26 protein-coding genes are annotated in these 26769 nt (G+C 70.1%); 12 read left to right on the top strand and 14 right to left on the bottom strand.

Features of this window, described 5'->3' with window-relative positions; genetic code table 11:
• Positions 1 to 72: 72 nt before the first annotated feature.
• From PG878_RS08180 to PG878_RS08155, 6 genes are all read right to left on the bottom strand, one after another.
• Entirely contained in the window at positions 73 to 708 is a 636-nt protein-coding gene (locus PG878_RS08180; protein WP_010342124.1) for a glutathione S-transferase N-terminal domain-containing protein, read from the bottom strand.
• 170 nt (positions 709 to 878) lie between these two features.
• Positions 879 to 1625: a cytochrome c1 gene (locus PG878_RS08175; RefSeq protein WP_209031121.1), complete on the bottom strand. Its 747-nt coding sequence runs from the start codon at positions 1623 to 1625 to the stop codon at positions 879 to 881.
• Positions 1618 to 2880 (bottom strand): cytochrome b, encoded by a 1263-nt coding sequence (locus PG878_RS08170; RefSeq protein WP_152243390.1) that lies wholly within the window; start codon positions 2878 to 2880, stop codon positions 1618 to 1620. Before PG878_RS08170 ends, PG878_RS08175 begins: the two co-directional genes overlap by 8 nt.
• 3 nt (positions 2881 to 2883) lie before the next feature.
• The gene (gene petA / locus PG878_RS08165) at positions 2884 to 3513 is read right to left on the bottom strand and encodes a ubiquinol-cytochrome c reductase iron-sulfur subunit (protein WP_209031120.1); all 630 of its coding nucleotides are present in this window, start codon (positions 3511 to 3513) and stop codon (positions 2884 to 2886) included.
• 146 nt (positions 3514 to 3659) lie between these two features.
• Positions 3660 to 4616, bottom strand: a complete 957-nt coding sequence (locus PG878_RS08160; protein ID WP_209031119.1) for a lytic transglycosylase domain-containing protein — start codon at positions 4614 to 4616, stop codon at positions 3660 to 3662.
• A 99-nt stretch (positions 4617 to 4715) separates the two neighbouring features.
• The gene (locus tag PG878_RS08155; protein WP_209031118.1) at positions 4716 to 5690 is read right to left on the bottom strand and encodes a helix-turn-helix transcriptional regulator; all 975 of its coding nucleotides are present in this window, start codon (positions 5688 to 5690) and stop codon (positions 4716 to 4718) included.
• 76 nt (positions 5691 to 5766) lie between these two features.
• On the opposite strand from PG878_RS08155, the gene PG878_RS08150 reads away from it, so the two are divergent.
• A complete protein-coding gene (locus tag PG878_RS08150) occupies positions 5767 to 6384 on the top strand; it encodes a glutathione S-transferase family protein (protein ID WP_209031117.1) in 618 nt (205 codons plus the stop codon).
• A gap of 66 nt (positions 6385 to 6450) precedes the next feature.
• Positions 6451 to 7875 (top strand): tRNA (N6-isopentenyl adenosine(37)-C2)-methylthiotransferase MiaB, encoded by a 1425-nt coding sequence (gene miaB, locus PG878_RS08145; protein WP_209031116.1) that lies wholly within the window; start codon positions 6451 to 6453, stop codon positions 7873 to 7875.
• A gap of 17 nt (positions 7876 to 7892) precedes the next feature.
• Here the strand turns inward: miaB and PG878_RS08140 are convergent, their stop codons facing one another.
• The gene (locus PG878_RS08140) at positions 7893 to 8555 is read right to left on the bottom strand and encodes an ArsR/SmtB family transcription factor (protein WP_209031115.1); all 663 of its coding nucleotides are present in this window, start codon (positions 8553 to 8555) and stop codon (positions 7893 to 7895) included.
• 71 nt (positions 8556 to 8626) lie between these two features.
• Here PG878_RS08140 and PG878_RS08135 point away from each other — a divergent pair, with 71 nt between their 5' ends.
• From PG878_RS08135 to PG878_RS08090, 10 genes are all read left to right on the top strand, one after another.
• Positions 8627 to 9124 (top strand): OsmC family protein, encoded by a 498-nt coding sequence (locus tag PG878_RS08135; RefSeq protein WP_209031114.1) that lies wholly within the window; start codon positions 8627 to 8629, stop codon positions 9122 to 9124.
• Positions 9121 to 9537 (top strand): ACT domain-containing protein, encoded by a 417-nt coding sequence (locus tag PG878_RS08130; RefSeq protein WP_209031113.1) that lies wholly within the window; start codon positions 9121 to 9123, stop codon positions 9535 to 9537. The genes PG878_RS08135 and PG878_RS08130 overlap by 4 nt, the downstream gene beginning before the upstream one ends.
• 364 nt (positions 9538 to 9901) lie before the next feature.
• Positions 9902 to 10888 (top strand): PhoH family protein, encoded by a 987-nt coding sequence (locus PG878_RS08125; protein ID WP_209031112.1) that lies wholly within the window; start codon positions 9902 to 9904, stop codon positions 10886 to 10888.
• An 8-nt stretch (positions 10889 to 10896) separates the two neighbouring features.
• Positions 10897 to 11451 carry a hypothetical protein gene (locus tag PG878_RS08120; protein WP_311186034.1) on the top strand — a complete coding sequence of 185 codons (555 nt, stop codon included), beginning with the start codon at positions 10897 to 10899 and terminating at the stop codon, positions 11449 to 11451.
• A 106-nt stretch (positions 11452 to 11557) separates the two neighbouring features.
• Positions 11558 to 12439, top strand: coding sequence for a hypothetical protein (locus tag PG878_RS08115; protein WP_244672601.1), 882 nt, complete (start codon positions 11558 to 11560; stop codon positions 12437 to 12439).
• Positions 12440 to 12492: 53 nt separating this feature from the next.
• Positions 12493 to 12978, top strand: a complete 486-nt coding sequence (gene ybeY, locus PG878_RS08110; RefSeq protein WP_209031110.1) for an rRNA maturation RNase YbeY — start codon at positions 12493 to 12495, stop codon at positions 12976 to 12978.
• Between the two features lie 174 nt (positions 12979 to 13152).
• Positions 13153 to 13782 (top strand): hypothetical protein, encoded by a 630-nt coding sequence (locus PG878_RS08105; protein ID WP_209031109.1) that lies wholly within the window; start codon positions 13153 to 13155, stop codon positions 13780 to 13782.
• A gap of 111 nt (positions 13783 to 13893) precedes the next feature.
• Positions 13894 to 14775, top strand: a complete 882-nt coding sequence (locus tag PG878_RS08100) for a CorC family transporter (RefSeq protein ID WP_019801191.1) — start codon at positions 13894 to 13896, stop codon at positions 14773 to 14775.
• Positions 14776 to 14966: 191 nt separating this feature from the next.
• Positions 14967 to 16052, top strand: coding sequence for a lipoprotein N-acyltransferase Lnb domain-containing protein (locus tag PG878_RS08095; protein WP_425611778.1), 1086 nt, complete (start codon positions 14967 to 14969; stop codon positions 16050 to 16052).
• A 50-nt stretch (positions 16053 to 16102) separates the two neighbouring features.
• Positions 16103 to 17098, top strand: a complete 996-nt coding sequence (locus PG878_RS08090; RefSeq protein ID WP_209031107.1) for a magnesium and cobalt transport protein CorA — start codon at positions 16103 to 16105, stop codon at positions 17096 to 17098.
• A 173-nt stretch (positions 17099 to 17271) separates the two neighbouring features.
• Here PG878_RS08090 and PG878_RS08085 read toward each other — a convergent pair whose 3' ends face one another.
• The 7 genes from PG878_RS08085 to PG878_RS08055 form a co-directional block, all read right to left on the bottom strand.
• Positions 17272 to 18636, bottom strand: a complete 1365-nt coding sequence (locus tag PG878_RS08085; protein WP_209031106.1) for an NAD-dependent succinate-semialdehyde dehydrogenase — start codon at positions 18634 to 18636, stop codon at positions 17272 to 17274.
• Positions 18637 to 18940: 304 nt separating this feature from the next.
• Positions 18941 to 19792 carry an ABC transporter permease subunit gene (locus PG878_RS08080; protein WP_209031105.1) on the bottom strand — a complete coding sequence of 284 codons (852 nt, stop codon included), beginning with the start codon at positions 19790 to 19792 and terminating at the stop codon, positions 18941 to 18943.
• A complete protein-coding gene (locus PG878_RS08075) occupies positions 19789 to 20664 on the bottom strand; it encodes an ABC transporter permease subunit (RefSeq protein WP_209031441.1) in 876 nt (291 codons plus the stop codon). The genes PG878_RS08080 and PG878_RS08075 overlap by 4 nt, the downstream gene beginning before the upstream one ends.
• Before the next feature lie 83 nt (positions 20665 to 20747).
• Positions 20748 to 21890 (bottom strand): ABC transporter ATP-binding protein, encoded by a 1143-nt coding sequence (locus PG878_RS08070; RefSeq protein ID WP_209031104.1) that lies wholly within the window; start codon positions 21888 to 21890, stop codon positions 20748 to 20750.
• 174 nt (positions 21891 to 22064) lie between these two features.
• Positions 22065 to 23555: an efflux transporter outer membrane subunit gene (locus PG878_RS08065; RefSeq protein WP_209031440.1), complete on the bottom strand. Its 1491-nt coding sequence runs from the start codon at positions 23553 to 23555 to the stop codon at positions 22065 to 22067.
• Between the two features lie 13 nt (positions 23556 to 23568).
• Positions 23569 to 25146: a DHA2 family efflux MFS transporter permease subunit gene (locus tag PG878_RS08060; RefSeq protein ID WP_209031103.1), complete on the bottom strand. Its 1578-nt coding sequence runs from the start codon at positions 25144 to 25146 to the stop codon at positions 23569 to 23571.
• On the bottom strand, positions 25143 to 26396 hold the full coding sequence (locus PG878_RS08055) for an HlyD family secretion protein (protein WP_209031102.1): 1254 nt from the start codon (positions 26394 to 26396) through the stop codon (positions 25143 to 25145). Before PG878_RS08055 ends, PG878_RS08060 begins: the two co-directional genes overlap by 4 nt.
• Between the last annotated feature and the right edge of the window lie 373 nt (positions 26397 to 26769).

Raw genomic sequence — 26769 nt, 5'->3', positions numbered from 1 at the left:
CGCCCATTCTACGTGCCGGCGCGCAGCGCCGGTACAGCTCGGAACACAGCGGGGACGGCGCGGCGCACGGCATCATGCCGGCAGGTCGCGCAGTTTCTTTTCCTGGTCGGTCAGGCTGCGGATGAAACCGGGATTGCGGAAGATGCGGTTGCCGTAATCCTCGATCGCCTTGCCGTCCTTCGGCAGCGGGATATCCAGCGCCTGCAGGCGCCAGATGATCGGCGCCATCGCGCAGTCGGCCAGGCTCATCTCCGGATTGAGGAAGAACTTGCTGGCCTTGAACAACGGCACCGAGGCGGTCAGCAGTTCCTTCAGGCGCTTGCGCCCGGCTTCGGCCTGGGCCTTGTTGCCGAGCTGGATCGCCTGCACCTGCGGCACCCAGTCGTGCTCGATGCGCAGCATCGCCAGGCGCAGCCGCGCACGCGAGAGCGGGTCGACCGGCATCAGCGGCGGATGCGGATAGCGTTCGTCCAGGTACTCGCTGACCACCGAGGCGGCGTACAGCACCAGTTCGCGCTCCACCAGCGTCGGCACCGAATGGTAGGGATTCAGGTCGATCAGGTCTTCCGGCGGATTCTGCGGATCCACCGCCACGAAATCGTAGGTCACGCCCTTGGCCGCGAGCACCAGGCGGACGCGGTGGCACAGGACATCATCCGTGGAGGAAAACAACGTCAAGGTATTTCGCATGCGCAAACTCGCCGCCATTCAAGGCTCTCCGACGGCCGGAATCCGCCGGCCGCATCGACGCCGCCCGCACATTGCGGACGGTCGTCACGGCCCCTGAGTGTGCAACCCTCGCTCACAAAAGCCAATAGGATGAACAGGGGATCGGCTCAGCAACGGTGCAGCCGGGGTGCGGCCGAAACGGCCGCCGCTCAATGCACGTCCTTCCAGTATTCCTTCTTGAGCAGATAGGCCAGGAAGGTCAGCAGCGCCAGGAACAGCACCACCCACACACCCAGGTTCTGCCGCTTCAGCGCCGCCGGTTCGCTGGCGTACTCGAGGAAATTGCTGATGTCGCGCACCGTCTGGTCGAACTCGGCCGGGCTCTGCTTGCCCGGCGTGGCCAGTTGCAGCCGCTCCACCGGCTTGTCCACGCCCGGCTGCTCGGCCTTGCCGTACACCGGCTGCTGCAGGCCCTGCAGGTCCCACAGCGGATTGGGCATGGAGGCGTTGGCGAACAGCTTGTTGTTCCAGCCCAGCGGCCGCGACTGGTCGAGATAGAACGACTTGAGGTAGGTGTAGACCCAGTCGGTGCCGCGCACGCGGGCGATCAGGCTCAGGTCCGGCGGCGCCTTGCCGAACCACTTGGTCGCCGCATCGTGCGGCATCGCCGTCTCGATGTGTTCGCCGATCTTGGCGCCGGTGAAGTTGAGGTTGTGCATCACCTCGTCCTCGCTCAGGCCCAGATCCTCGGCCATGCGCTGGTAGCGCAGGTACTTCAGCGAATGGCAGCCGGAACAGTAGTTCATGAACAGCTTGGCGCCGCGTTGCAGCGAGGCGCGGTCGCCCAGGTCGTTGCCGGCCTGCAGGGTGGCGCCGCCCTCGGCGGCCATGGCCGAGGCGGACAGCAGCAAGGCCGACGCGACGCCGGCGAGCACAGCGATCAGGCGCTTAGTCATGGCTGCTCACCCGCTCCGGCACCGGCTTGGTTCGATCCAGCGAGGTCCATATCGGCATCGTCAGGAAGAAGGCGAAATACAGCACGGTCAGCACGCGGCCGATGTAGGTCTCGATGATCTCGGTGCCCGGGCCGGAACCGATCACGCCCAGCCAGACGAAACACACCGCAAGCATCCCCAGCATCACCCGCGAGATCCAGCCGCGGTAGCGGATCGACTTGACCTTGGCGCGGTCCAGCCACGGCACCAGGAACAGGATCGCGATCGCCGAGAACATCACCAGCACGCCGCCGAGCTTGTTCGGCACCACCCGCAACATCGCGTAGTACGGGGTGTAGTACCAGACCGGCTTGATGTGCTCCGGCGTCACCAGGCGATTGGCCTCGGTGAAGTTGTCGTGCTCCAGGAACAGGCCGCCGAAGCCGGGGGCGAAGAAGATGATGAAGGCGCCGATCATCAGCAGGAAGCCGACGCCGACCAGGTCCTTGACCGTGTAGTACGGATGGAACGGGATGCCATCGGCCGGCTTGTTCGGGCTCCAGCGGTTGCCCTTGGGCCCCTTCTTGATCTCCACGCCGTCGGGATTGTTCGAGCCGACCTCGTGCAGCGCGCCCAGGTGCAGCACCACCAGCAACAGCAGCACCAGCGGCAGGGCGATCACGTGCAGGGCGAAGAAGCGGTTGAGGGTGGCGTCGGACGGCAGGTAGTCGCCCATGATCCACTCGGTCAGGCCGTTGCCGATCACCGGGATCGCGCCGAACAGCGAGATGATCACCTTGGCGCCCCAGAACGACATCTGCCCCCAGGGCAGCACGTAGCCCATGAAGGCTTCGGCCATCAGCACCAGGTAGATCAGCATGCCCAGGATCCACACCAGTTCGCGCGGCTTCTTGTAGCTGCCGTACATCAGCCCGCGGAACATGTGCAGGTACACCACGATGAAGAACAGCGAGGCGCCGGTGGAGTGCATGTAGCGGATCAGCCAGCCCCACTCGACGTCGCGCATGATGTACTCGACCGAGTTGAACGCCTCCGCCGCGCTGGTCTTGTAGTGCATCGTCAGGAAGATGCCGGTGACGATCTGGTTGACCAGCACCACCATGGCCAGCGAGCCGAAGTAGTACCAGAGGTTGAAGTTCTTCGGCGCGTAGTACTCGGTGACGTGCTTGCGGTAGAACGGCATCAGCCCGGGGGCGCGCTCGTTGACCCAGTCGAACACGTTGCCCGCGGTGCGGGTGAGGATGTTGTCGGCCATGACTTACGCCCCTCCCTTCGCGGACGCGCTCGGGTCCACGCCGATCACCAGCGTGTTGTCGTCCTGGTAGTGGTGCGGCGGCACCAGCAGGTTGATCGGCGCCGGCACGCCCTGGAACACGCGGCCGGACATGTCGAAGCGCGACTTGTGGCAGGGGCAGAAATAGCCGCCCTTCCAGTCGGGGTCGTAGGGCTCGGGGCGGATCTCGGCGACCATTTCCGGCGAGCAGCCCAGGTGCGTGCACAGGCCGACCAGCACCGAGACATCGGGCTTGATCGAGCGGTACTCCGGGTTCTTCAGCACGTAGTCCGGCTGCTGATCCTTGTTGGTGGACTCCGGATCCTTGAGCCGGCCGTCCAGCGACGGCAACGCATCGAGCATCGCCTTGGAGCGCTTGACGATCCAGATCGGCTGGCCGCGCCATTCCAGGATCAGCCGCTGGCCTTCCTGCAGGGCGCTGATGTCGGCGGTGACCGGCGCGCCGGCCAGCTTGGCCTTTGCGCTCGGATTCCAGGACTTGATGAAAGGAACCGCCACGAACCCCGCACCGACCGCGCCCACGACGGACGTGGTGGCGGTGAGAAAGCGGCGGCGTCCTGCGTTTACAGAATCGTTGACCCCATCGTTGGCCATCCGGCACTCCGATCTGTGATTGGGTAGCGTGAGGCTGCCAGCAGCTCGGTGGGGGTCGAGCCGCACTGAATCCACTGCAGTGTAGCGGAACCCTTAACGCGACGACAATGGACGCGCGACGCCTCCTGCCGGGCCGCGGCGACGGCTCAATGCGCGGTCGCCAGCACGCCGCGGTAGCGTTCGGCGAGCACGCCCACCCGCTGCACGTAGCGTTGGGTCTCGCTGTACGGCGGGATCCCGCCGTGTTTGTCTACCGCGCCCTCGCCGGCGTTGTAGCCGGCCGCGGCCAGGCTGAGGTTGCCGTTGAAGCGCTTCAGCAGCCACGCCAGGTACTGCACGCCGCCGCGAATGTTTTGCGCTGCATCAAACGAATCGCTGACGCCGAAGCGGCGTGCGGTGGGCGGCATCAGCTGCATCAACCCCTGCGCGCCGGCGCGGCTGAGCGCCGTCGGGTTGTAGGCGGACTCGGCGTGGATGATGGCGCGCACCACCGCCTCGTCGACGCCGTACTCGCGCGCGGCCGCGGCGATCTCGCTCTGGTAGGCGGTGGTGTTCAGGCGCACCGCACCGAAGTTGACCCCGGGGTTGGCGCAGGCGTAGCAGGTTTCCATGAAGCTGTAGCGGATCGTGCGCACCGCGCCGAGGTTGGCGACCTGGGTCGGGCGCGCGCTGGTGTAGTGGCGCACGCCGTCCTTCATGTACGAATACAGCTGGCCGCTGACCAGGCGCCGTGGCGCGCCACTGCTGCTGGGCGACACCGGGGCGACCCGGTTGGGCACGGCGTTGGCGGTGACCGGGGCCGGCGCGGCGACCGGGGCGCTGATCAGGGTGGCCGGCGCCACCGTGCCGGCGGTGGCGATGACGCCGCGGCTGGGCGCACGCTCGGCGCTGGCCCTGGCCGGTGCAGGCGCCGGGGTGGCACGCGCGGCGCGGCGATCGGGGGTGTAGCGGCCGATCACGCTGCAGCTGGCGCCGGAGACGCGCTTGCTGCCGTAGCTGGGCACGCCGTCGTTGCCGGTGCACTTGTACAGGGTGCCGGCGCTGGCCGGCGCAGCCGTCAACGTGGCGAGTCCCAGCCCCAGGAGCCACTGCATCCCCTTCATGGCGGCGAGTGTCCCAACTTCCCCGGCGCTTGCCAAGTCCGCGCCGCCCGGGGCCGCGGCAGCGCCGGGCGGCCAGTGCGCCCTCCCCGGCCGCATTACCTACTCCGCCGGTGCCGGCTCCGGCACCTGCTCCAGCAACACGTTCAGCGCCGCGCGCAGCGCCGTCCGCACCTCGGGCGTGGCCTCCAGCCCGGCGAACGGCACACCGATGGTCAGCAACTGCGCCGCCAGCCACGGCATCGCATCGGCCAGCAGCGACAGCCGGCAGTGGCCGTCGGCCTCGTCCTGCAGGGTGCCGCACCACAGCGGAATGCGCGCGCCGAGCTCGGCGGCGCTGCCACGCAGCCGCACGCTGAGGGCGAAGCCCATCGCCTGCGGGCTGTAGCGGGTCGCCGCGTCGACCATGGCCGCCGGTTCCTGCGGCGGCAGGCGCAAGGCCACCGCCGCGCCGAGCTGCAAGGGCGGCGCGATGCGCTCGGCGCGGAAGGTGCGCCAGTCGGCACGGTCGCGGTCCCAGGCCAGCAGGTACCAGCGGCGGCCGGCGTTGACCAGGCGCAAGGGCTCGACCAGCCGCTCGCTGGCGCGGCCGGCATGGTCGCGGTAGGCGAAGCCGAGCAGGCGCCGGTCGCGGCAAGCGCTGGCGACCCCGATCAGCACCCGCGTGTCCGGCCGCAGCGGATCCTGGCCTAGCGCCAGGGTCGCCCCCTGCAAGGCCTCGGCGCGCTGCCGCACCCGCACCGGCAGCAGCGGTTCGAGCTTGGCCAGCACCCGCACCGCGGTGTCCTCCAGGCCGGCCATGCTGGCGCAGGCGGCGCGCAGCGCCACCGCGACCGCGACCGCCTCGTCCTCCTCGAACAGCAGCGGCAGCATCTGCGCTCCCGCGGCCAGCCGGTACCCGCCGCCGACCCCGGCCGCCGCCTCCACCGCGTAGCCAAGCGCGCGCAACCGCTCCACGTCGCGGCGCAGGCTGCGCCGGTCCACCCCCAGCCGCGCCGCCAGTTCGGCGCCGGACCACAGCCGGCGGGTCTGCAGCAGGGCGATCAGGCGCAACAGGCGGGCGGCGGGCGATGACATCGGCGCACGCTATTGCGGACAGGATTCGTCCGCAATGGGGGCTAGGCTGCCCGGACCGACCAACCAGGAGCCGCCCATGCCCCCCGACCGCCACATCACCCTGTTCCACAACCCGCATTCGCGCTCGCGCGGCGTGCTGATCCTGCTGGAGGAACTGGGCGCCGACTACACCATCGCGCGCATCGACTTCGAGCGGCAGGCGCAACTGGCGCCGGACTACCTGGCGATCAACCCAATGGGCAAGGTGCCGGCGATCGTGCATGCCGGCGCGGTGGTCACCGAACAGGGCGCGATCTACCCCTACCTGGCCGACCTGTATCCCGAAGCCGGGCTGGCACCGCCGATCGGCGACCCGCTGCGTGGCCCCTACCTGCGCTGGCTGGCGTTCTACGGCGCCTGCTTCGAACCGGCGCTGGTCGACCGCGCGCTCGAGCGCGCCCCGCCACCGCGGGCGATGTCGCCGTATGCCGACTGCGACACCGTGCTGGCGGTGGTGGACGCGCAACTGGCGCGCGACGACTACCTGCTCGGCGCGCGCTGCAGCGCCGCCGACGTGCTCTGGGGCAGCGCGCTGGGCTGGATGCTGCAGTTCGGCCTGCTCGACCCGCCGGCGCCGACCCGCGCCTACGCCGCGCGCATGGCGGCGCGGCCGGCGGTGCAGCGCGCGCTGGCGGTGGATGCCGCGGGCGGCTGACCTGCGCCCACGCGCCGGCACGAGTAAACTAGCCGGCTTCCTTTCCACCCGCCTGGATTAAGCGCCATGCCCGGGACCGTCCTGCATCCCCTGCCCTCCGCCGGCACCGCCGCCGCACCCGCGCCGGTGCGCGGCAAGCTGTACATCAAGACCCACGGTTGCCAGATGAACGAGTACGACTCGGCCAAGATGGCCGACGTGCTCGCCGCGTCCGAAGGCCTGGAGCTGACCGACAACCCCGAAGAAGCGGACGTGGTCCTGGTCAACACCTGCTCGATCCGCGAGAAGGCGCAGGAAAAGGTGTTCAGCCAGCTCGGCCGCTGGAAGGCGCTCAAGGCCGGCGGCAAGCCGGTGATCATCGGCGTCGGCGGCTGCGTGGCCTCGCAGGAAGGCGAGGCCATCGTCAAGCGCGCGCCCTACGTGGACCTGGTGTTCGGCCCGCAGACCCTGCACCGGCTGCCGGAACTGATCCGCGCGCGGCGCGAATCGGGCAAGTCGCAGGTGGACATCAGCTTCCCCGAGGTCGAGAAGTTCGACCGCCTGCCGGAGCCGCGCGCCGAGGGTCCGTCAGCCTTCGTGTCGATCATGGAAGGCTGCTCCAAGTACTGCTCGTTCTGCGTGGTACCCTACACCCGCGGCGAGGAGATCAGCCGGCCGTTCGAGGACGTGCTGGTGGAAGTGGCGCAGCTGGCCGCGCAGGGCGTGCGCGAGATCAACCTGCTCGGCCAGAACGTCAACGCCTACCGCGGCCCCTACGCCGACGCCGAGGCCGGCGAGGAGACGCAGCATGCCGACCTGGGCCTGCTGATCCGCAGCATCGCGCAGATCGAGGGCATCGGCCGCATCCGCTTCACCACCTCGCATCCGCTGGAGTTCAGCGACTCGCTGGTGGAGGCCTACCGCGACGTGCCGCAGTTGGCCAACTACCTGCACCTGCCGGTGCAGGCCGGCAGCGACCGCATCCTCAGCGCGATGAAGCGCGGCTACACCGCGCTGGAGTTCAAGCAGAAGATCCGCAAGCTGCGCGCGGTGCGCCCGGACATCTCGATCAGCTCGGACTTCATCGTCGGCTTCCCCGGCGAGAGCGACGCCGACTTCGACAAGACCATGAAGCTGATCGAGGACGTAGGCTTCGACCAGAGCTTCTCCTTCATCTATTCGCGGCGCCCGGGCACGCCCGCCGCCGACCTGGAAGACGACACCCCCGAGGCGGTCAAGCACGCGCGGCTGGCGCGGCTGCAGGCGCACATCAATGCGCATGCGCAGCAGATCTCGCAGGGCATGATCGGCAGCGTGCAGACCGTGCTGGTGGAAGGGCCGTCGAAGAAGAACCCGGCCGAGCTGACCGGCAAGACCGAGAACATGCGCTCGGTGAACTTCCCCGGCCACCCGCGCCTGATCGGCCAGTTCGTCGAGGTGACGATCACCGAGGCGCTGAGCAATTCGCTGCGCGGCCGCCTGCACCTGGCCGAGGACGACGCCGCGGCCTGAGCGGCGGCGGACGGGCCCTAATCGAGCGCGCTGAGAAACGCCTCGCCGCGCGCGCCGATCTGCACCACACGCGAATCCGGCACGCGCCGGGCCAGGCCAGTGTCGAAGAGGTACTTGAGCACGGCGCTGCCCAGCGCGCCGGCGACATGGTCGCGGCGCTCGCTCCAATCCAGGCACGGCCGGCACAACGGCCGGCGCGATGCGCGCAGCGCCACCACGTCGATGCCGATCGCCGCGCACCAGGCCGCGCCGGACGCGCTTAGGGCCATGCCGTCGCTGCACAGCAGATACCCGCGCGCTTCCATCTGCTGGCGCCAGCGGATCGCCAGCTCGCCGGCGAGGTGGTCGTAGCACACCCGCGCCCGGCGCAGGCCGGAATCGGTCGGGCCGACCCGCCGGGTCTGCGGCGGCGCCAGTCCCATCATCGCCTCGACTGCCGCGGCAACCCGCGAATCGGCCAGGCGGAAATAGCGGTGCCGGCCTTGACGCACCACCGCGAGCAGGCCGGCCTCGACCAGTTGCGTCAGATGCCGACTGGCGGTGGACGGCGCCACGCCACCGTCCAGGGCCAGTTCCGTGGCGGTGCGCGCCTGTCCGCTCATCAACGCCGCCAGCATGCGGCTGCGCGCGGCGTCGCCCAGCAGGAAGGCGACACGGGACAGCGGCGTGGCTTCGCTCATGCTTCGATTCTAGACGAAGCATGACGCCGCGCTGGCGCCTACCGTGTCCGCTTCCCACACGAGGCAGGCACATGGCCGACACGCTCCACCACTACGTTTCGCGACTGCACTGGACCGGCAACCGCGGCGACGGCACCGCCGACTACGCCGGCTACGGCCGCGACTACACGCTGCAGGTCCCTGGCAAGGCGGCGCTGGCCGGCAGCGCCGATCCGGCGTTCCGCGGCGACCCGGCGCTGCACAACCCGGAAGACCTGTTCGTCGGCGCCCTCGCCGCCTGCCACATGCTCACCTACCTGGCGCTGTGCGCGCATGCCGGCATCCGGGTCCTGGCCTATCACGACCAGGCGCAAGGCTGGCTGGAGCTGGATCCCGGCCGCGGCGGGCGCTTCCGCGAGGTGGCGCTGGCACCACGGGTGACGATTGCCGCGGACAGCGATGCGGCCCGCGCGCACGCGCTGCACGCACAAGCGCACGCGCAGTGCTTCATCGCCAACAGCTGCGCGGTGGCGGTGCGCTGCGAGGCGACGATCGTGCACGGCGAAGCGACGGCGGAGGCGCTGCGATGAAGGACGTGGAGATCCACCTCGACGATCGCCCCGGCGCACTGGCGGCGATGGCCAAGGCGCTGGGCGCGGCCGGCATCAGCATCGAAGGCGGTGGCGTGTGGCGCGTGGATGGCCACGCGGTCGCGCACTTCCTGTTCGATGCTGCCGCGCCGGTGCGCGACACGCTGCAGGCGCACGGGATCCGCGTTGCCGCCGAGCGCCCCGCGGTGCTGCTGCGCCTGGACCAGGAAACGCCGGGACAACTCGGCCTGCTGACTGGCCTGCTGGGCGACGCCGGCATCGACATCGCCGTGCAGTACAGCGATCACCACGGCCAGCTGGTGCTGGTGGTGGACGATCTTGCCGGTGCACGGGCGATCGCGGACGCGTGGATGCAGGCGCGCGACGGGCGCAGCGACGGTCGGTGTCGCTGAGGCCCGCCGCCGATTCCGCGAGGACGAGTCCCGCGGCCACTCACGGGTCGCGGCCGGAGCGATGCGGTTTTTTTCGCCACCGCGGGCCTGCGCCTTGCGTGGCAAGGCGTCCGAGCGGTTGTCCACAGGCTTTTGGACAATCGATCCACATCCATTGTGGACAACGTTGCCATCGCCGCAGCCGGGATGAGCGCAGACGTGGCGCGGCGCTGCTCGGCGCTGCTCCCCGAGGCGCGCGGCGACCACGTCGACGCGCGCGCACCGACGTCGCCGCCGCGCGCTCTTCACTGGCCCGGCTACGCGGTGCGCGCTACCCTTTGCGCCCCTGGTTTTTCTACGCTGCCGTCGGCGGCGTGCGCCCGCCATGACCACCCCTGCGCAACGCGACTTCACCCTGGATCCCGCCGACACCGAGCGCCTGGCCAATCTGGCCGGCCCGTTCGATGCGCACCTGCGGCAGATCGAACTGCGCCTGGGCGTGGAGATCTCCAACCGCGGCAACGTGTACCGGGTGACCGGGCCGGAGCCGGCGGTGGCGGCGGCCGAGCGCCTGCTGCAGGCGCTGTACGCCGAGGCCGACCACGTGGCCTTCGACGATCAGGAAATCCACCTGCGGCTCAACCAGTCCAACGTCGACCAGGTGGCGCAGCGCGCCTACCAGCCGCAGGAGGTGGCGATCAAGGTCAGGCGCGGCACGGTGCGCGGGCGCGGCGCCAACCAGGCCAAGTACCTGCACCAGATCGCCACCCACGACATCAACTTCGGCATCGGCCCGGCCGGCACCGGCAAGACCTTCCTGGCCGTGGCCAGCGCGGTGGAAGCGCTGAACGAATCGCGGGTGCAGCGGCTGATCCTGGTGCGCCCGGCGGTGGAGGCCGGCGAGAAGCTGGGCTTCCTGCCCGGCGATCTCAGCCAGAAGGTCGACCCCTACCTGCGCCCGCTGTACGACGCGCTGTACGAGATGCTGGGCGTGGAGAAGGTGGTCAAGCTGCTGGAGAAGAACGTCATCGAGATCGCGCCGTTGGCGTACATGCGCGGACGCACTCTCAACGACGCTTACGTGATCCTGGACGAGGCGCAGAACACCACCATCGAGCAGATGAAGATGTTCCTGACCCGCCTCGGCTTCGGCAGCACCGCGGTGGTCACCGGCGACCTGACCCAGATCGACCTGCCCAAGCACGTCAAGTCCGGCCTGCGCGATGCCGTCGAGGTGCTGCACGAGGTGGACGGGGTCAGCTTCACCTTCTTCGAGGCGCGCGACGTGGTCCGGCATCCGCTGGTGGCGCGCATCGTCAACGCCTACGAGAAGCGCGACGTCGTCGACCGCGCCAGCGGCCCCACCGCGTGATCCGGGTCGTGCCCGCCCTGCTGGCAGCGCTGCTCGGCGTGGCCGGCAGTGCCGGCGGCCAGACGCCCGACACAACGCCAGCGCAGGATCCGGCGCCGCAGCGCAGCGCCCTGGCGCAATCGCTGACCCCGCCCTGCCTGTTGATCGTGCAGGACACGGCCAGCATCGGCCTGCCGCGCGATGTGCTCGAGCGCGCCGCGGCGATCGCCCGCACTTCGCCGACTGCGCCGCGCGGCAACGAAGCGCAACGCCTGGCCTGGATCGCCGGCACGCGGGCGCAAGCGCTGCTCGATGCGGCCGAGGCCGTCGGCGCGACGCGCGACCGCTTCGGCTGCAACGCGCTGGCCTACGCCAAGGTGCCAGCGGACAGCCTTTACCTCGTCGGCCAACTGCTCGAACACGGCCAGGCCGCGGTGTGGCGGCCCGCTTCGGGGCGCTTCGCCGCCACGGTGGAGATCCGGCGCGACAACCCGCAGTGCCAGCGAGGCCCGATGGGCAGCGTGGCATACCGCATCGACGGCGAAAAAACGCCGCTGCTGTTTCTGGTCGCATGCGTGACCTGAGCCTGCTGCCGCGCGCCTGCTGCGGCACTCCGTAGCGACCGCGCACGCACCGCACGGCAGTGACCGACGTACACTGCGATGCTGCTGCCGTGCACGGGGAGGTGCCATGTTCCAGCGATCGTCGCTGTCCGCTTGTCTGCTGTGGCCGATTCTGGCCGCCTGCTCCGTAACCGCCGCTGCGGCCGCGCCGCCGGCATCGACGCCGGCGCGGCCCTTCGTCGAAACCAGCTACGTGGTCGCGCCCGACACCGTTGGCGATTTGAGCCTGCGCAGCAGCAAGTACGACCCGGCCGCCAAGGCCGCCGGTGCCGGCTTTCTCTACGTGCTGAACGGCCATCCGGAGCTGACCATCAACGTGTTCGTCTATCCGGCCGGACAGAAGGAATCGGCGCGGGCCATCGCCGACGGCATGGCGGGCTTCCGCGCCGATCTGGCCGCAGCGGTCTCCGGCGGCACCTACGCCGAACTGCACGAACTGGGCGCGCAGCCGTTCGTACTGGGCGCCGTGGCCGAACCCGCCCCGAAGGCCGCCAGCGCCCTGGACAAGACGCTCGTCGCGGCGATCGCCGAGGCAGAACGTGTCCCCGGAGAAAAGCTGCGGATGGAGCTGCGCCTCGACCCGGAGGACGCACCGGCCCGCTCCAACGGCTACCTGTTCTACAAACAGCTCTACTACTTCAAGGTGCGCGTGTCGGCCGCTGCGCAGGACATCGGACCGGATGCCTTCGACACCCTCGCCGACCAGGCGGCGCGCGCGCTCGTGCCCGCCATCCAGGTGACCAATGTCGGCGGCTGCGCGATCCCGACCATCCAGATCGACCCGAACGGCAGGCCGGACCAGATGGCGCTGCAGCTCGTTCGCCAGAGCACCCTCTACCAGGGCTTCAACTGCCGCAAATCGGCCGCGGACGCCGGCATCGATCGCACGGCTGGCAATGCCGCCGTGATCGAGATCGCCTACGACGCCGGCGACTGGGCGTCGCCCTGAGCGCGCGTTAGCGCGATACTGTGGCCCCCACCGCAGCACCCGGCCGTTCCGCCATGACCAAAGGTCCCGTCCGCCTCGATGTCGGCGTCAGCTACGCCCTGCCCCGTGCCGGGCTGCCGGCGGCGACGAGCTTCCGCAAATGGGTCGCCGCGGCACTGAAGGGCCGCATCCGCGAGGCCGACCTGGCGATCCGCCTGGTCGACGACCGCGAAGGCCGCGCCCTCAACCAGCACTACCGCGGCAAGGACTACGCCACCAACGTGCTCAGCTTCCCGGCCGAACTGCCGGAGGGGCTGCCGAAGGGCGTGAAGCTGCCACTGCTCGGCGACCTGGTGATCTGCGCGCCGGTGGTGGCGCGCGAAGCCGCCGAACAGGACAAGCCGCTCAGCGCGCACTACGCGCACCTGACCGTGCACGGCGTGCTGCACCTGCTCGGCTGGGACCACGAGGACGACAAGGAAGCCGAGGCGATGGAGCAACTGGAGCGCGAGATCCTGGCCGACCTCGGCGTGTCAGATCCTTACGCTGGCGAACGTTGATCCGATATCCCACGCTCGCTGCCGCGACCGACCCTCACCCCAACCCCTCTCCCGGGGGGGAGAGGGGCTCGGTGTGTCGCCCGCCTGCCCTCGCGCTGGTCAAGCGCAGGCGCCGGCGGTAACGTGGCCGCGCGGCGATCGCCGCAGCCCCGCTTTCCTCCGAGGTTCCGTGCGTTGATCCGTCCCTCGCTCGTCCTGCTCGCGCTCGCCTGCACCGCTCCCGCGGCGCTTGCCGCGGCGCTTGCCGCGGCTGCTGCGCCGCCAGCGGCAGCGCCCGCCGCCGCTGCGGCCACCGATCCAGCCATCGACCTGCCGGCACTGCTGGAATGCCGCCAGCACGAGGCCGACTTCGCGGCGCTGGCGCCGCTGCTGGCCGATCCGCTGAAGGCGGTGGCGCACGGCTGGCGGCCGCTGCCGCAATCCAACCCGTTCATGACCGAATACGCGCTGGTCCGGCCGATCCAGGTGTTCGGCTACAGCAGCGAGCGCATCGCCTTCTCCGGCGCCAGCGTGATGGCGATCCTGGACCTGCCGGACCCGCGGCCGCTGGCCAAGCGCCTGAATCTGGAAGCGGCGGTGGATACCCCGGAGAAGGCCATGTTCGGCCGTGAGGTGCTCAGCCGCGACGTGCACGACCCCAAGACCGGCGAGCCGATGATCGAGTCGATCATCCTCAGCGTGTCCACGGTGAAATCGCACCCCGGCAAGACCCTGGCCGGCTGCAGCTACAGCCTGGACCTGCCCGAGGAGCCGGGCGCGCCGCCCGCGCCGGACGCGCTGCACACGCCGCCCAAGGGTGGCTGAACCCGCGCCGGCGGGCCTGCCGGCATGCGCCGCCGGCGTCGCGATGCTGTCGCGACCGCCCTGCTAGACTTGCCGCTACCGCCCGTTCGACCGGGCGCCTGACCACAGAACATGTCTGAAGACGGACCGAGTAGCTCCTCCCCGGAACCCCACGAAAAGCGCCGCGGCTGGCTGGAACGCCTGACCTCGGTGTTCTCCGGCGACCCGCACACCCGCGACGATCTGGTCGAGGTGCTGCGCGACGCGCAGCACGATGGCCTGATCGCCGCCGATACGCTGCGCATGATGGAGGGCGCACTGTCGGTCTCCGAACTCACCGTCGGCGACGTGATGGTCTCGCGCGCGCAGATGGTCTCGCTGCCGGTGGAGTCGCGCTTCCTCGACCTGATGAAGCAGGTGGTCGAATCCGGCCACTCGCGCTTCCCGGTGCATGGCGAGAACAAGGACGACATCCTCGGCATCCTGCTGGCCAAGGACCTGCTGCGCGGCGTGGTCGCCGACCACGGCCCGGGCACGGTGCGCGAACTGCTGCGCCCGGCGGTGCTGATTCCCGAGTCGAAGAAGCTCAACGTGCTGCTCAAGGAGTTCCGGCTCTCGCGCAACCACATGGCGATCGTGGTCGACGAGTACGGCGGCGTGGCCGGGCTGGTGACCATCGAGGACGTGCTGGAGCAGATCGTCGGCGACATCGACGACGAGCACGACGACGCCGAGGACGAGGCCTCGCTGATCGCCGCGCAGGCCGACGGCCAGTACGTGGTGGACGCACTGACCCCGATCGAGGACTTCAACGAGCGCTTCGGCGCCGACTTCCCCGACGACGACTACGACACCGTCGGCGGGCTGGTCACCGAGGCGATCGGCCACCTGCCCGAGACCGGCGAGGAACTGACCCTGGGGCGGTTCGCGTTCCGCGTGGCAAAGGCGGATGCGCGTCGGGTGCAGGCGTTCCACGTCACCATCCTGCCGCCCGCCGAGCAGGACGGCGCTTGAGCGCGCGCACACTGCCGCGCACGCGCGCGGCGTGCTGGCTGGGATTGCTGCTGGCGCTGTGGGCTGGGTTGGCGTTCGCGCAGACCGCGTCGGCAGATCCGGCGGCACCGCCGCCGCTGGCCGCCCCGCCGGCGCCGACAGGTTCCGCAGCCGACGCCAGCGACCCGGCGCCGCGCATCGGCGTGGCCACGATGCAGCCCGGCGAAGTGTTCTTCGAGCGCTTCGGCCACGACGCCATCGTGGTGCTGGATCCGCGCACGGGCCAGGCCACCTCGTACAACTTCGGCTTCTTCGACCCCAGCGAACCCGGCTTCGTCGGCCGCTTCGCCGCCGGCGACATGCGCTACTACCTGGTCGCCCTGCCGCTGCAGGAGGACCTGGAGCAGTACCGCGAGGCCGGCCGCGGCGTGGATATCCAGTGGCTGGACCTGGCGCCGGCGCAGGCACGCGCGCTCGAGCAGGCGCTGGCCTGGCGCGCGCGTCCGGAGAACGCGCGCTACCGCTACGACTACTACACCGCCAACTGCGCCACGATGGTCCGCGATGCGCTGGACCGGGCCATGGGCGGCGCGCTGCACGCGCAGCTGTCCGGCCGCTCGCGCGGCAATACCTACCGCAGCGAGTCGGTGCGCCTGGCCTCGCCGGCGCCGTGGATGTGGCTGGGCTTCGACCTGGGCCTGGGCCCGTACGCCGACAAGCCGCTGTCGCGCTGGGAAGAGGCCTTCGTGCCGATGCGCCTGGCCGAGAGCCTGAACGAAGTGCGCAACAGCGAAGGCCGCCCGCTGGTACAGGCGCGCCAGCAGTTGCTGCCGCAACGGCTGCCGCCGGAACCGCCGGAACAGCTGCGGCACTGGTGGCCGTGGCTGCTGGTCGGGCTGGCCGCGGCGGCAGGCGTGCTGGCGCTGGGCCGCCGCCCGCGCTGGCTGGCCGCGCTGGCGCTGCCGTTCTGGCTGCTGTGCGCGCTGGGCGGTGCGGTCCTGCTGTACCTGTGGGGCTTCAGCGAGCATCGCGCCGCCTGGGGCAACCGCAACCTGTTGCTGCTGGACCCGCTGTGCCTGCCGCTGTTGGTCGGTGGCGTGGCGCTGCTGCGCGGGCGCCGTCCGGGCCGATGGTTCGACGTGATGCTGTGGCTGGTGGTGGCGCTGGCCGGCGCCGCGCTGCTGATCCACTGGCTGTCGATGCTGCAGCCGCAGTTCAACCTGCAATGGATCGCGCTGCTGCTGCCGGTGCACGCGGCGCTGGCCTGGGCGCTCACCCGCCCTCGCCCGCAGCGCTGATACCGTCGACTCCACTCGCCCCGCGCGCCTCCGCCGAACCCGCTCCCGCCATGGCCTCCGCGACCACCAATCCCGCCTGCGTCATCAACTGCGTGCACTACGACGGCCACGGCCGTCGCCACGACATCGCCCTGGAGCAGATCAGCGACGTGCTGGCCGGCCACGACGACGGCTTCGTCTGGGTCGGCATGTACGAGCCCGGCGACGCGGTGCTGCAGCAGCTCAAGGAAGAATTCCAGCTGCACGAACTGGCGATCGAGGACACCCGCAAGGCGCACCAGCGGCCCAAGGTCGAGGCCTTCGGCAACTCGCTGTTCCTGGCGGTACACACCGCGCAGGTGATCGACGAGCGCATCGTCTACGGCGAGACCCACGCCTTCCTCGGCGAGCGTTTCCTGCTGACCGTGCGTCACGGCGCTTCGCTGCCCTACGCGCCGGTGCGCGAGCGGCTGGAACGCGAGGCGTCGCTGATGAAACTGGGCCCGTCCTACGCGCTGTACGCGGTGCTGGACTACATCGTCGACAACTACCAGCCGATCCTCGACGAATTCCGGCAGAGCCTGGAACGCCTGGAAACGGACATCTTCGCCGAGGCCTATCGCCGCGACACCGCCATCCGCCTGTACGAACTCAAGCGCGAACTCAACCAGATGCGCCTGGGCGTGGCGCCGCTGCAGGACGTGCTGGCGCACCTCAAGCGCCACCCCGGCCCGCTGATCGCCGAGGAAGTCCGGCTGTACGTGCGCGACGTGCTCGACCACGCGGTGCGCACCAACGACGCCATCGACACCCTGCGCGAGATGCTGGGCACCGCGCTGAGCGTGAACCTGTCGTTGGTCACCCTGGCCCAGGGCGAGACGGTCAAGCGCCTCGGCGCGTGGGCCGCCCTGCTCGCCGCCCCGACCCTGATCACCAGCTGGTACGGCATGAACTTCAAGCAGATGCCGGAACTGGAATGGCCCTGGGCCTACCCGCTGATGGTCGGCGGCGTCGCCGCGGTGTGCGTGGCGCTGTATGTGGCGTTCAAGCGGGCAAGGTGGCTGTGAGCCGCCGCGCAGCGGCGGCGGGAATGGGGAAACGTGAATCGGGAATGGTCAGCGCGCTGCAGGCGTGCTGCAGTGCTGCAACCATCGGCGTGCAGTAATCATCCGCGACAGACGGCGCCCATCGGGCGCCGCCGCTTTTCCCATTCCCCATTCTCCACTCCCAATTCCCTGCCTTACGCCACATACACCGACTTGATGTTCATGAACTCATGGATGCCATGCTCGGCCAGTTCGCGGCCGAAGCCGGAGCGCTTGATGCCGCCGAACGGGAGGCGTACGTCGCTCTTGACGATGGCGTTGACGAAGGCGGCGCCGCACTGCAGTTGGCAGGCCACGCGTTCGCCGCGGGCGCGGTCGGCGGTCCAGACGCTGCCGCCGAGGCCGAAGGTGGTGTCGTTGGCCACGCGCACGGCTTCTGCTTCGTCGGCCACGCGCAGGATCGCCGCGACCGGGCCGAACAGTTCCTCGTCGTAGGCCGGCATGCCCGGCACCACCTGGTCGAGGATCGACGCCGGATAGCCGGCGTGGCTGTCGCGCTCGGGCTCGCAACCGAGCAGCGGCTTGGCGCCCTTGGCGATGCTGGCCTGCACCTGCTTGTGCAGTTCGTCGCGCAGGTCCTGGCGCGCCATCGGCGCCAGCGTGGTCGCCTCGTCCTGCGGGTCGCCGAGGCGACGCTCGGCGGCGGCGGCGGCGAAGCGGCGCACGAACTCGTCGGCGATCGTCTCCACCACCACGAAACGCTTGGCCGCGATGCAGGTCTGTCCGGCGTTGTCGAAGCGCGACTTCACCGCTGCGGCGACAGTGGCGTCGAGGTCGGCGTCGTCCAGCACCACGAAGGCGTCGCTGCCGCCCAGCTCCATCACGCACTTCTTGAGCTGCCCACCGGCATTGGCGGCGATGGAGCGGCCGGCGCGCTCGCTGCCGGTCAGGGTCACCGCTGCCACGCGCGCATCGCGCAGCACCTCGGCGGCTTGGTCGTTGTCGATGTGCAGCACGTCGAACACCCCGTCCGGCACGCCGGCGTCGGCCAGCACCTTGCGGATCGCGTCGGCGCAGCGCGGCACGTTGCTGGCGTGCTTCAACAGGGCGACGTTGCCGGCCATCAGCGCCGGCGCCAGGAAGCGGAACACCTGCCAGATCGGGAAGTTCCACGGCATCACCGCCAGCACGCAGCCCAGCGGTTCGTAGCGCACGTAGCTGCGTTGCGCATCGGTGGCTACCGCCTGCTCGCGCAGGTAGTCGGCCGCGTGCTCGGCATAGTAGTCGCAGGCGGCGGCGCACTTGTCGAGTTCGGCCAGGGCCTCCTTGCGCAGCTTGCCCATTTCCGCGGTCATCACCCGCTGGATCGGCTCGCGCTGTTCGCGCAATTGCGCACCGACCTTGCGCAGCAGCGCGCCACGCTGTTCCAGCGGCGTCGCCGCCCAGCCCGGGAACGCCTGCGCCGCGGCGACCAGGCGCTGTTCGACGGCGGCGGCATCCATCAGCTCGAGGCTGTATTCGACCTGGCCATTGGCCGGGTTGACGGTGTCGTAAGGCATCGCGCGGACTCCTGGAAAAATGTCCGGCCAGCCTAGCGCCGTGGACGTTGCCGCGACGTGGCGATGCCGTGGCGGGCGATGGCTCACAGTGTTCCGCGCGCCATGCAGGCGTCAACCGTCATGCAGCCGCCACGCGCGACGCGCCGCGCTTTCCGTTGGCGCAATGCGTCGGGACTGAAGTCCCTCCCGCAGTGCACCCGGCAAGATCGCCGCAAAGCCTGTAGGAGCGGCTTCAGCCGCGACAGGCATGGCCGGCAAGGCTTGTCGCGGCTGAAGCCGCTCCTACGTGGAGCAACGTAGCGCCCTAGCCCGCCTGCTGCTGGGCAAGCTGGATATCGCGCTGGCGCCGCTTCTCGCTGCGCGCCATCAGCCACCAGCCGACGAACGCGGCGATCGACACCGCCAGCACCATCAGCGTGGCCAGGGCGTTGATCTTGGGCTTCAGGCCCATGCGCACCGAGGAGAACACGGTCATCGGCAGCGTGGTCGAATCCGGGCCGGCGACGAAGTTGGCGATCACCACGTCGTCCAGCGACAGGGTGAACGCCAGCAGCCAGCCCGACACCAGCGCCGGGGCGATGATCGGCACGGTGATCAGGAAGAACACCTTGAGCCGGTTGGCGCCCAGGTCCATCGCCGCCTCTTCCAGCGAGCGGTCCAGCTCCTGCAGGCGCGAGGACACCACCACCGTGACGAAGGACAGGGTGAAGGTGACATGCGCGGCCCAGATCGCCATCACCCCCTTGGGCGGGATGCCGAGCACGCCGCCCATCGACACCAGCATCATCATGATCGACAGGCCGATGATCACTTCCGGCATCACCAGCGGCGCGGTCACCAAGGCGCCGAACAGGCTCTTGCTGGGGAAGCGGCGGAAGCGCGTCATCGCCATCGCCGCCAGCGTGCCGAGCACCATCGACGCGGTGGCGGTCCAGAACGCCACCTTCAGGCTGATCCACGCCGCCTGCAGGATCTGCCGGTCGCGCAGCAACTCGCCGTACCACTTGGTGGAGAAACCGGCCCACACCGTCGCCAGCTTGGAGGCGTTGAACGAATACACCATCAGCAGCAGGATCGGCAGGTACAGGAAGGCGAAGCCGGCGCCCAGCACCGTCCAGCGCAGCACCGCGCCCATGCCGCCGCGCGCGCCGCTCATGCCTGACCGCCTTCGAGCTGGCGCTGCTGGTAGCGGTTGAAGATCAGGATCGGCACCATCAGCAGCGCCAGCATCGCGATCGCCACCGCCGAGGCGGTCGGCCAGTCGCGGTTGTTGAAGAATTCGCCCCACAGCACCCGGCCGATCATCAGCGTGTCCGGGCCGCCGAGCATCTCCGGGATCACGAACTCGCCCACCGCCGGGATCATCACCAGCATGCAGCCGGCGACGATGCCCGGCCGCGACAGCGGCAGGGTCACGGTCAGGAACGCCTTCCACGGCGGCGCGCCGAGATCGTAGGCGGCCTCAAGCAGGCGCTGGTCGAGCTTGACCAGGGTCGCGTACAACGGCAGCACCATGAACGGCAGGTAGCAGTAGACGATGCCGATGTAAGCGGCGATCGGCGTGTACAGGATGTGCAGCGGCGCATCGATCAGGCCCAGCGCCAGCAACGCGCGATTGAGCACGCCGTTGCTGTCGAGGATGCCGATCCAGGCGTAGACGCGGATCAGGAACGAGGTCCACGACGGCAGCACCACCAGCATCATCGCGATGTTGCGCGCCGACGGCGACAGCCGCGCGATCGCGTAGGCCATCGGATAGCCGATCAGCAGGGTCAGCACGGTGGAGATGCCGGCGATCTTGATCGAGCCCCAGTAGGCCTCGATGTACTGGTGGTCGCGCAGGAGCGCCAGGTAGTTCTGCAGGGTCAGCTTCAGCGTCAGCACGCCGTCGCGGACCTCCAGCAGTTCGCTGTATGGCGGGCTGCGGATCGCCTGCTCGGCGAAGGAGATGCGCAGCACGATCAGGAACGGGATCGCGAAGAACAGCAGCAGCCACAGGTACGGCGCGGCGATCACCAGCCAGCGCATGGCCGGCAGCGAGCGCAGGCGCCACCGCTGCTGCAGGCGCAGCCGCGGCGCCGGCTCGGGCGGCACCGGTACGACGGGCGCGCTCATGCGGTCAGCACCACGCCGTCGTTGTCGTCCCACGACACCCACACCGTGTCGCCCCAGGTCATGCCTTCGCTATCCCAGCGCTTCTGGTTGGCGAAGTTGGATTGCACGCGGATGCCGCTGGGCAGGCGCACGTGGAAGATCGAGTGGCTGCCGAAATAGGCGATGTCCTCGATGGTGCCGCGCGCCTTGTTGTAGGTCTGCTCCGGTTCGCCCTTGGTGATCCAGACCTTTTCCGGGCGCACCGCGAACGCCACCTCCTGCCCTTCCACGCCGGTGATGCCGTGGCTGATGTAGATCGGCACCGGGAACTGCGGACACAGCACGGTCACGTGGTCGGGATGGTCCTCGCCGATGCGGCCCTCGAACATGTTCACCGAGCCGATGAACTCGGCGACGAAACGGCTGTTCGGCGACTCGTAGATGTCGCCCGGGGTGCCGACCTGGCGGATGCGGCCCTGCTCCATCAGCGCGATGCGCGTGGCCATGGTCATCGCCTCCTCCTGGTCGTGGGTGACCATCACGCAGGTCACGCCCGAGGTCTCGATGATGGAGACCAGTTCCAGCTGCATCTGCGAGCGCAGCTTCTTGTCCAGCGCACCCATCGGCTCGTCCAGCAGCAGCAGCTTGGGTCGCTTGGCCAGCGAGCGCGCCAGCGCCACGCGCTGCTGCTGCCCGCCGGAGAGCTGGTGCGGCTTGCGCTTGCCGAGCGTGCCCAGCCGTACCAGCTCCAGCATCTCGCCGACGCGGCTGGCGATGGCGCTGCGCGACAGCCCGTCCTGCTTCAGCCCGAAGGCGATGTTCTGCTCCACGCTCATGTGCGGGAACAGCGCGTAGGACTGGAACATCATGTTGAGCGGACGCTGGTACGGCGGCAGCCCATCCAGCGGCTGGCCGTCGAGCACGATGCGGCCGCGGCTGGGCTGCTCGAACCCGCCCAGGCAGCGCAGCAGCGTGGACTTGCCGCTGCCGGAGCCGCCGAGCAGCGCGAAGATCTCGCCCTGGCCGATGTCCAGGTCGATGTCGTCCAGCGCGACGAACCCGTCGAACTCCTTGCGCAGGCCGGCGATGGACACATAGCCGGCGCCCTTGGCCGGCGGCGGCGCCGGCAGATGGTCGGTTTTCGCGTCGCTCAACGCCATCGGTGATTCCCCGTGAAGCACGCCGTCGTGCGCAGCGCCGATGCGGCGGCGACCGTGGCGCGGTGATCGTCAGTGTAGCGGTGGGCGCCGCGTCAGCGATACCGCGGCGGCCACGCCGCGCGGCGGCGCGGGATTCGGGAGTCGGGAGTGGGGATTCGTAAAAGCGGTGCGCGCTTACTGCGTCGTGGTTGGCGCCGATGCCGCAGGTGCCGCCCAGCCCAGGCCCAGGCTCTTCTGCAAGGCCACGTAGCGCAGCAGCACCTGGGTGTGCGCCTGCAGCGCGCTGTCCTGGGCCGAGGCCTGCTGGCGCTGCACGTCCAGCGCATCGATCAGCGACGAGGCGCCGGCGGCGTAGCGCTGCTGCAGCAGCGCGGCGGAACGGTCCGCCGAGGCCGCGGCCTTGTCCGCCGCCAACGCCTGCTGGCGCGCGGCGCCGAACCGCGCCAGTGCGCCGTTGGCGTCCTGCAGCGCGGCCAGCACCGTGCCCTCGTAGGCCGCCAGCCGCGCATCGTTGCCGGCGCGGGCCTGCTCGACCTTGGCGCGGGTGCCGCCGAAATCGAAGATCGACCATTGCAGGAACGGCGCCACCACGCTGTTGACCGCATCGCGGCCCAGATCGCCCGGCGAAGTCGCGGCCATGCCGATGTTGCCGAGCAGCCGCACTTGCGGGAAATACGCGCTCAGCGCTTCGCCGATCTTCGCCGAGGACGAGGCCAGTTGACGCTCGGCGCGGCGCACGTCCGGGCGCCGGCGGATCAGCGCGCCGGCATCGTCCACCGGCACCGTCGCCGGCAGCGTCGGCAACGGCCGGTCCGCGGCCAGTTCGGCGTCCAGCGCGCCCGGCTCGCGGCCGATCATCAGCGCCAACTGGTCCAGCGCCACCTGCGCCTGCGCCTGCAGGTCCGGCAGCACCGCTTCCTGCTGCTGCAACTGCGCCTGCGCCCGTTCCACCTGCAGGTCGGCGTCGGCGCCGCGCTCGCGGCGCTGGCGGGTCAGTTGCAGGGTCTGCCGCGCGGCCTCCAGGTTGCGCTGGGCGATGGCCATGCGTGCACGGGTGCTGCGGTAGCCCAGGTAGGCCTGCCCCACTTCGGCGGCGATCTGTACCTGGGTGTCGGCCAGGTCGGCCTCGTCGGCCTGGGCGTCGGCCAGTGCGCCTTCGCTGGCGCGGCGGCGGCGGCCGAAGAAATCCAGTTCCCAGCTGGCATCGATGCCGACGCTGTAGAGCTGCATGCGCGGATCGATCTCCACCGGCTGGCCGGTGCCGGCGGCGATGCTGCCCAGGCGGTCGGTCAGCGCATCCGGCGCGCGCGCGTTGAGGTAGGCCGCGTTGGCGCCGACGCTGGGCAACTGCTCGGCGTGGCGCTGGTCGACCAGCGCGCGCGAGGCGCGCAGGCGCGCCTGCGCCACCCGCAGGTTGGGGCTGCGCTGCAGCGCCTGATCGACCAGCATGGTCAGCTGCGGGTCGTGCAGGGTGTCCCACCAGCGCTGCGGCGGCGGCGCCGGCACCACGCCGGCGGCGGCAGCGGTGGCGTCGGCGCGGTGCAGGCGCGGCTGCGCCAGCGCCGCCTCGGCCACCGGCGGCGGCTTCACGTAGTCCGGGCCGAGCAGGCAGGCCGACAGCAGCGAGGGCAGCGCGGCGGCGACGAGAACGCGGGAGAAACGCAGGGCCATGGAATCCTCAATGCATCGCGAGCGGAGCGCCGCCCTTGGGCAGCGGCTTGAGCAGGAACGCCAGCGGAATCGTGCAGACCACGATCACCCCGAAGATCCAGAACAGGTCGTTGTAGGTCATCACCAGCGCCTGCTGCTGCACCAGCCGCGCCAGTTGCGCCAGCGACTGCATCGCCGCGCCGGCGCTGGAGACCGACTGCAGCTGCGCGCTGATGCCGTGCAGATAGTCCTGCGCCAATGGGGAGTTGGCGGTGGTGCCGCTGCCGAGCATCTGCGTATGGAACACCATGCGCCGCTCCTGGAAGGTGGAGATCAGCGCCAGGCCGATCGAGCCGCCCATGTTGCGCGCGGCGTTGAACAGGCCCGAGGCGTCGCCGGCCAGGTCCGGCGGCACCGAGGAGATCGCCGCCTGGTTGAGCGACATCATCGCCAGCGCCAGCCCGCAGCCCTGCAGCAGTTGCCCGGCGACGAAATGCATGCCGACCGACTCGGCAGTCAGGTGCATGTTGACGAAGCAGGCGCTGGCAAAGCAGGTCAGCCCGCCGAGCACCAGCACGCGCACGTCCACCGTGGTCAGCAGCTTGGGCATCATCGGCATCAGCAGCACCGTGGGAATGCCCGACAGCAGCACCACGTAGCCGGACTGTTCGGTGTTGTAGCCGGAGATCACCGCCAGGAACTGCGGGATCATGTACATGACCCCGAACAGGATCATGCCCACCGCCATCACCATCACGAACACCGCGCCGAAACTGCGCTGCAGCAGGATGGACAGGCGGATCACCGGCTGCCGGCTGAGGAACTGCGAGCCCACCAGGGCGATGAAGCCGACCAGCGACACCACGCTCAGCAGCACGATCTCGGTGGATTCGAACCAGCGCTCGCGCTGGCCCTCCTCCAGCACCACGGTCAACGCGCCCAGTCCCGCAGTCAGGCCGAAGATGCCGAGCCAGTCGGCGTCGAGCAGCCCGCGCAGATACATGCGCTCGTGCGGCAGGCCGAGCAGCAGCAGCGCCACCAGGCCGGCGCAGACCGGCACGTTGAGGAAGAACGCGTAATGCCAGCTGACGTTCTCGGTGAGCCAGCCGCCCAGCAGCGGCCCGATCACCGGACCCAGGATCACGGTCATGCCGAACAGCGCCGTGCCCAGGGTCTGCTGCGCTGGCGGCAGGCGCGTGGCGACGATGGTCAGCGCGGTGGGGATCAGCGCGCCGCCGGCGAAGCCCTGGCCGACGCGGCCGAGGATCATCATGGTCAGGCTGTTGGACAGCCCGCACACCACCGAGAAAAACGTGAACAGCAGCGCGCAGATCAGCAGGAAGTTGCGCAGCCCGAGGGTGCGCACGAACCAGCCGGTCAGCGGGATCATCACGATCTCGGCGACCAGGTAGGAGGTCGAGATCCAGGTGCCCTCGGTGCCGCTGGCGCCGACCTCGCCCTGGATGGTCGGCAGCGCGGCGTTGACGATGGAGATGTCCAGCGTCGCCATGAACGAGCCGATGGTGCCGGCGGCCACCGCCAGCCACGCGCCGGTGTCGGCCTTTTGCGGCGCCTGCGCGCCGGCCGCCGCGGCCGCTTCGCTCACGGGGTGCGTCCGCGCGGCGCGACCGCATCCTGGCCCTGCGCGTCCTCTTCCTCCACGCGCTCCTTGGCATCCTTGGCGCTGCGCGTGTCGACGGTCACCGTGACCGACATGCCCGGCACCAGCACCTTGCGCGCCTCGGCGCCGGCCTTGAGGCGGATCCGCACAGGCACCCGCTGCACCACCTTGGTGAAGTTGCCGGTGGCGTTCTCCGGCGGCAGCAGCGCGAACTGCGACCCGGTGCCGGGCGCGATGCTCTCGACCACGCCGTCCAGTTCCACCCCGGACAGCGCATCGACCTCGATCCGCGCCGGCTGCCCGGGCCGCATCAGCCCGACCTGGGTTTCCTTGAAGTTGGCGCTCAGGTACAGCGCCTCGACCGGCACCACGCTCATCAGCCGGGTACCGGCGGCGACGAACTGGCCGACCTGCACGGTCTTGTCGCCGATGCGGCCGGCGATACGCGCGGTGAGGCGGGTGTCCTCCACCGCCACCTGCGCCTGCGCGGCGTCAGCCTGCGCCTGCACCAGCGCGGCGCGCGCCTGGTCGAGCTGGGCGCCGGTGCCCTGCACCTGGCTCTCGGCGGCGACCACCTGGGCCTTGGCCGCGTCGAACTGCGCCTGCGCACGGTCGCGGTCGTGGAGGATGCTTTCGTAGTGTTCGTGGGTGTCGGCACCGGAGGCGGCCAACGGCCCGAAGCGCTTGGCCTCGCCCTGGGCGAAGCGCAGGCTGGCGGCGGCCGCGGTCACCTGGGTGCGCGCCTGCAACAGGCTGGCGCGCTGCGCCTGCAGCCCGGCCTCGGCGGCGGCGATGTCGGCCTGGCGCACCGCGATGGCGGCCTGCGCCTGCTCCAGGGTGGCGCGGTAGGTGCGCGGGTCGATCTCCAGCAGCGGCTGCCCGGCGGCCACGCGCTGGTTGTCGCGCACGTACACCGCGGTCACGTAGCCGTTGACCCGCGGCGCCACCGCCACCGTATCGGCCTGCAGGTAGGCGTTGTTGGTCTCCTGCAGGTAGCGTCCGGTGGTGAGGTAGTAGATCAGCCACACCACCAGGCCGATCACCACCAGCAGGCCGATCAGCAGCAGGGTCCATTTGACCTTGGGGTTCTTGAGCGGCGACGGGGTGTCGGCCTTGCCGGCGTCGTTGCCGCCCGCGTCGTCCCGGCGCTTGCCGGACTGGTCCTGGTCGGCGTGGGCGTCGTGCGCGGCGGCCTGCCGCGGCGCCTGCGAGGAGTCTGGGTCGTGGTTGCTCAAGTCGCGGATTCCTGGGGAGAGGAAGAACGTCGCCGGGTCGGGACGGCGACACCACCAAACGGTAGCGTACGCCGGCCGGCGCATTATTTGTACCGGCGAGTACAGAGTGTGTGAGCATCGCGTGGCGGTGGCGCTGCAGCGTCTCCGCGATTGCGGAGGCTGTGCGGCGCCCGACCCGGCCGCGTGCGTCGAGGGAGCGATTTCCCAGTCGCGCATCCCGAAGGGGCGCCATGCGCAGAGGCGCCCTTCAGCCGCGCAAAGGGGCGCTAGCGGGAAGGCCTGTCGCGGCTGAAGCCGCTCCTACGGGAGAGGGGGGTGCCCGGCTCGGTCTCGACCGGGGGAGCGTGCCGGCGCGGTACCTGCGCGCACCGGC

This window comes from Xanthomonas hawaiiensis (assembly GCF_031834635.1).
GTDB lineage: Bacteria > Pseudomonadota > Gammaproteobacteria > Xanthomonadales > Xanthomonadaceae > Xanthomonas_A > Xanthomonas_A sacchari.
Note: the sequence above shows the minus strand (reverse complement) of the source record. Positions and strands in the feature narration are given on the sequence as shown.

Bases quoted from the DNA above. Each gene is read 5' to 3' on its own strand.
- petA (WP_209031120.1), bottom strand. From the start codon at position 3,513: ATGGCCAACGATGGGGTCAACGATTCTGTAAACGCAGGACGCCGCCGC.
- PG878_RS08070 (WP_209031104.1), bottom strand. From the start codon at position 21,890: ATGGCGTTGAGCGACGCGAAAACCGACCATCTGCCGGCGCCGCCGCCG.
- ybeY (WP_209031110.1), top strand. From the start codon at position 12,493: ATGACCAAAGGTCCCGTCCGCCTCGATGTCGGCGTCAGCTACGCCCTG.
- PG878_RS08125 (WP_209031112.1), top strand. From the start codon at position 9,902: ATGACCACCCCTGCGCAACGCGACTTCACCCTGGATCCCGCCGACACC.
- miaB (WP_209031116.1), top strand. From the start codon at position 6,451: ATGCCCGGGACCGTCCTGCATCCCCTGCCCTCCGCCGGCACCGCCGCC.
- PG878_RS08170 (WP_152243390.1), bottom strand. From the start codon at position 2,880: ATGGCCGACAACATCCTCACCCGCACCGCGGGCAACGTGTTCGACTGG.
- PG878_RS08085 (WP_209031106.1), bottom strand. From the start codon at position 18,636: ATGCCTTACGACACCGTCAACCCGGCCAATGGCCAGGTCGAATACAGC.
- PG878_RS08100 (WP_019801191.1), top strand. From the start codon at position 13,894: ATGTCTGAAGACGGACCGAGTAGCTCCTCCCCGGAACCCCACGAAAAG.
- PG878_RS08130 (WP_209031113.1), top strand. From the start codon at position 9,121: ATGAAGGACGTGGAGATCCACCTCGACGATCGCCCCGGCGCACTGGCG.
- PG878_RS08180 (WP_010342124.1), bottom strand. From the start codon at position 708: ATGGCGGCGAGTTTGCGCATGCGAAATACCTTGACGTTGTTTTCCTCC.
- PG878_RS08150 (WP_209031117.1), top strand. From the start codon at position 5,767: ATGCCCCCCGACCGCCACATCACCCTGTTCCACAACCCGCATTCGCGC.
- PG878_RS08090 (WP_209031107.1), top strand. From the start codon at position 16,103: ATGGCCTCCGCGACCACCAATCCCGCCTGCGTCATCAACTGCGTGCAC.
- PG878_RS08080 (WP_209031105.1), bottom strand. From the start codon at position 19,792: ATGAGCGGCGCGCGCGGCGGCATGGGCGCGGTGCTGCGCTGGACGGTG.
- PG878_RS08115 (WP_244672601.1), top strand. From the start codon at position 11,558: ATGTTCCAGCGATCGTCGCTGTCCGCTTGTCTGCTGTGGCCGATTCTG.
- PG878_RS08095 (WP_425611778.1), top strand. From the start codon at position 14,967: ATGCAGCCCGGCGAAGTGTTCTTCGAGCGCTTCGGCCACGACGCCATC.
- PG878_RS08175 (WP_209031121.1), bottom strand. From the start codon at position 1,625: ATGACTAAGCGCCTGATCGCTGTGCTCGCCGGCGTCGCGTCGGCCTTG.
- PG878_RS08160 (WP_209031119.1), bottom strand. From the start codon at position 4,616: ATGAAGGGGATGCAGTGGCTCCTGGGGCTGGGACTCGCCACGTTGACG.
- PG878_RS08140 (WP_209031115.1), bottom strand. From the start codon at position 8,555: ATGAGCGAAGCCACGCCGCTGTCCCGTGTCGCCTTCCTGCTGGGCGAC.
- PG878_RS08075 (WP_209031441.1), bottom strand. From the start codon at position 20,664: ATGCGCTGGCTGGTGATCGCCGCGCCGTACCTGTGGCTGCTGCTGTTC.
- PG878_RS08135 (WP_209031114.1), top strand. From the start codon at position 8,627: ATGGCCGACACGCTCCACCACTACGTTTCGCGACTGCACTGGACCGGC.
- PG878_RS08155 (WP_209031118.1), bottom strand. From the start codon at position 5,690: ATGTCATCGCCCGCCGCCCGCCTGTTGCGCCTGATCGCCCTGCTGCAG.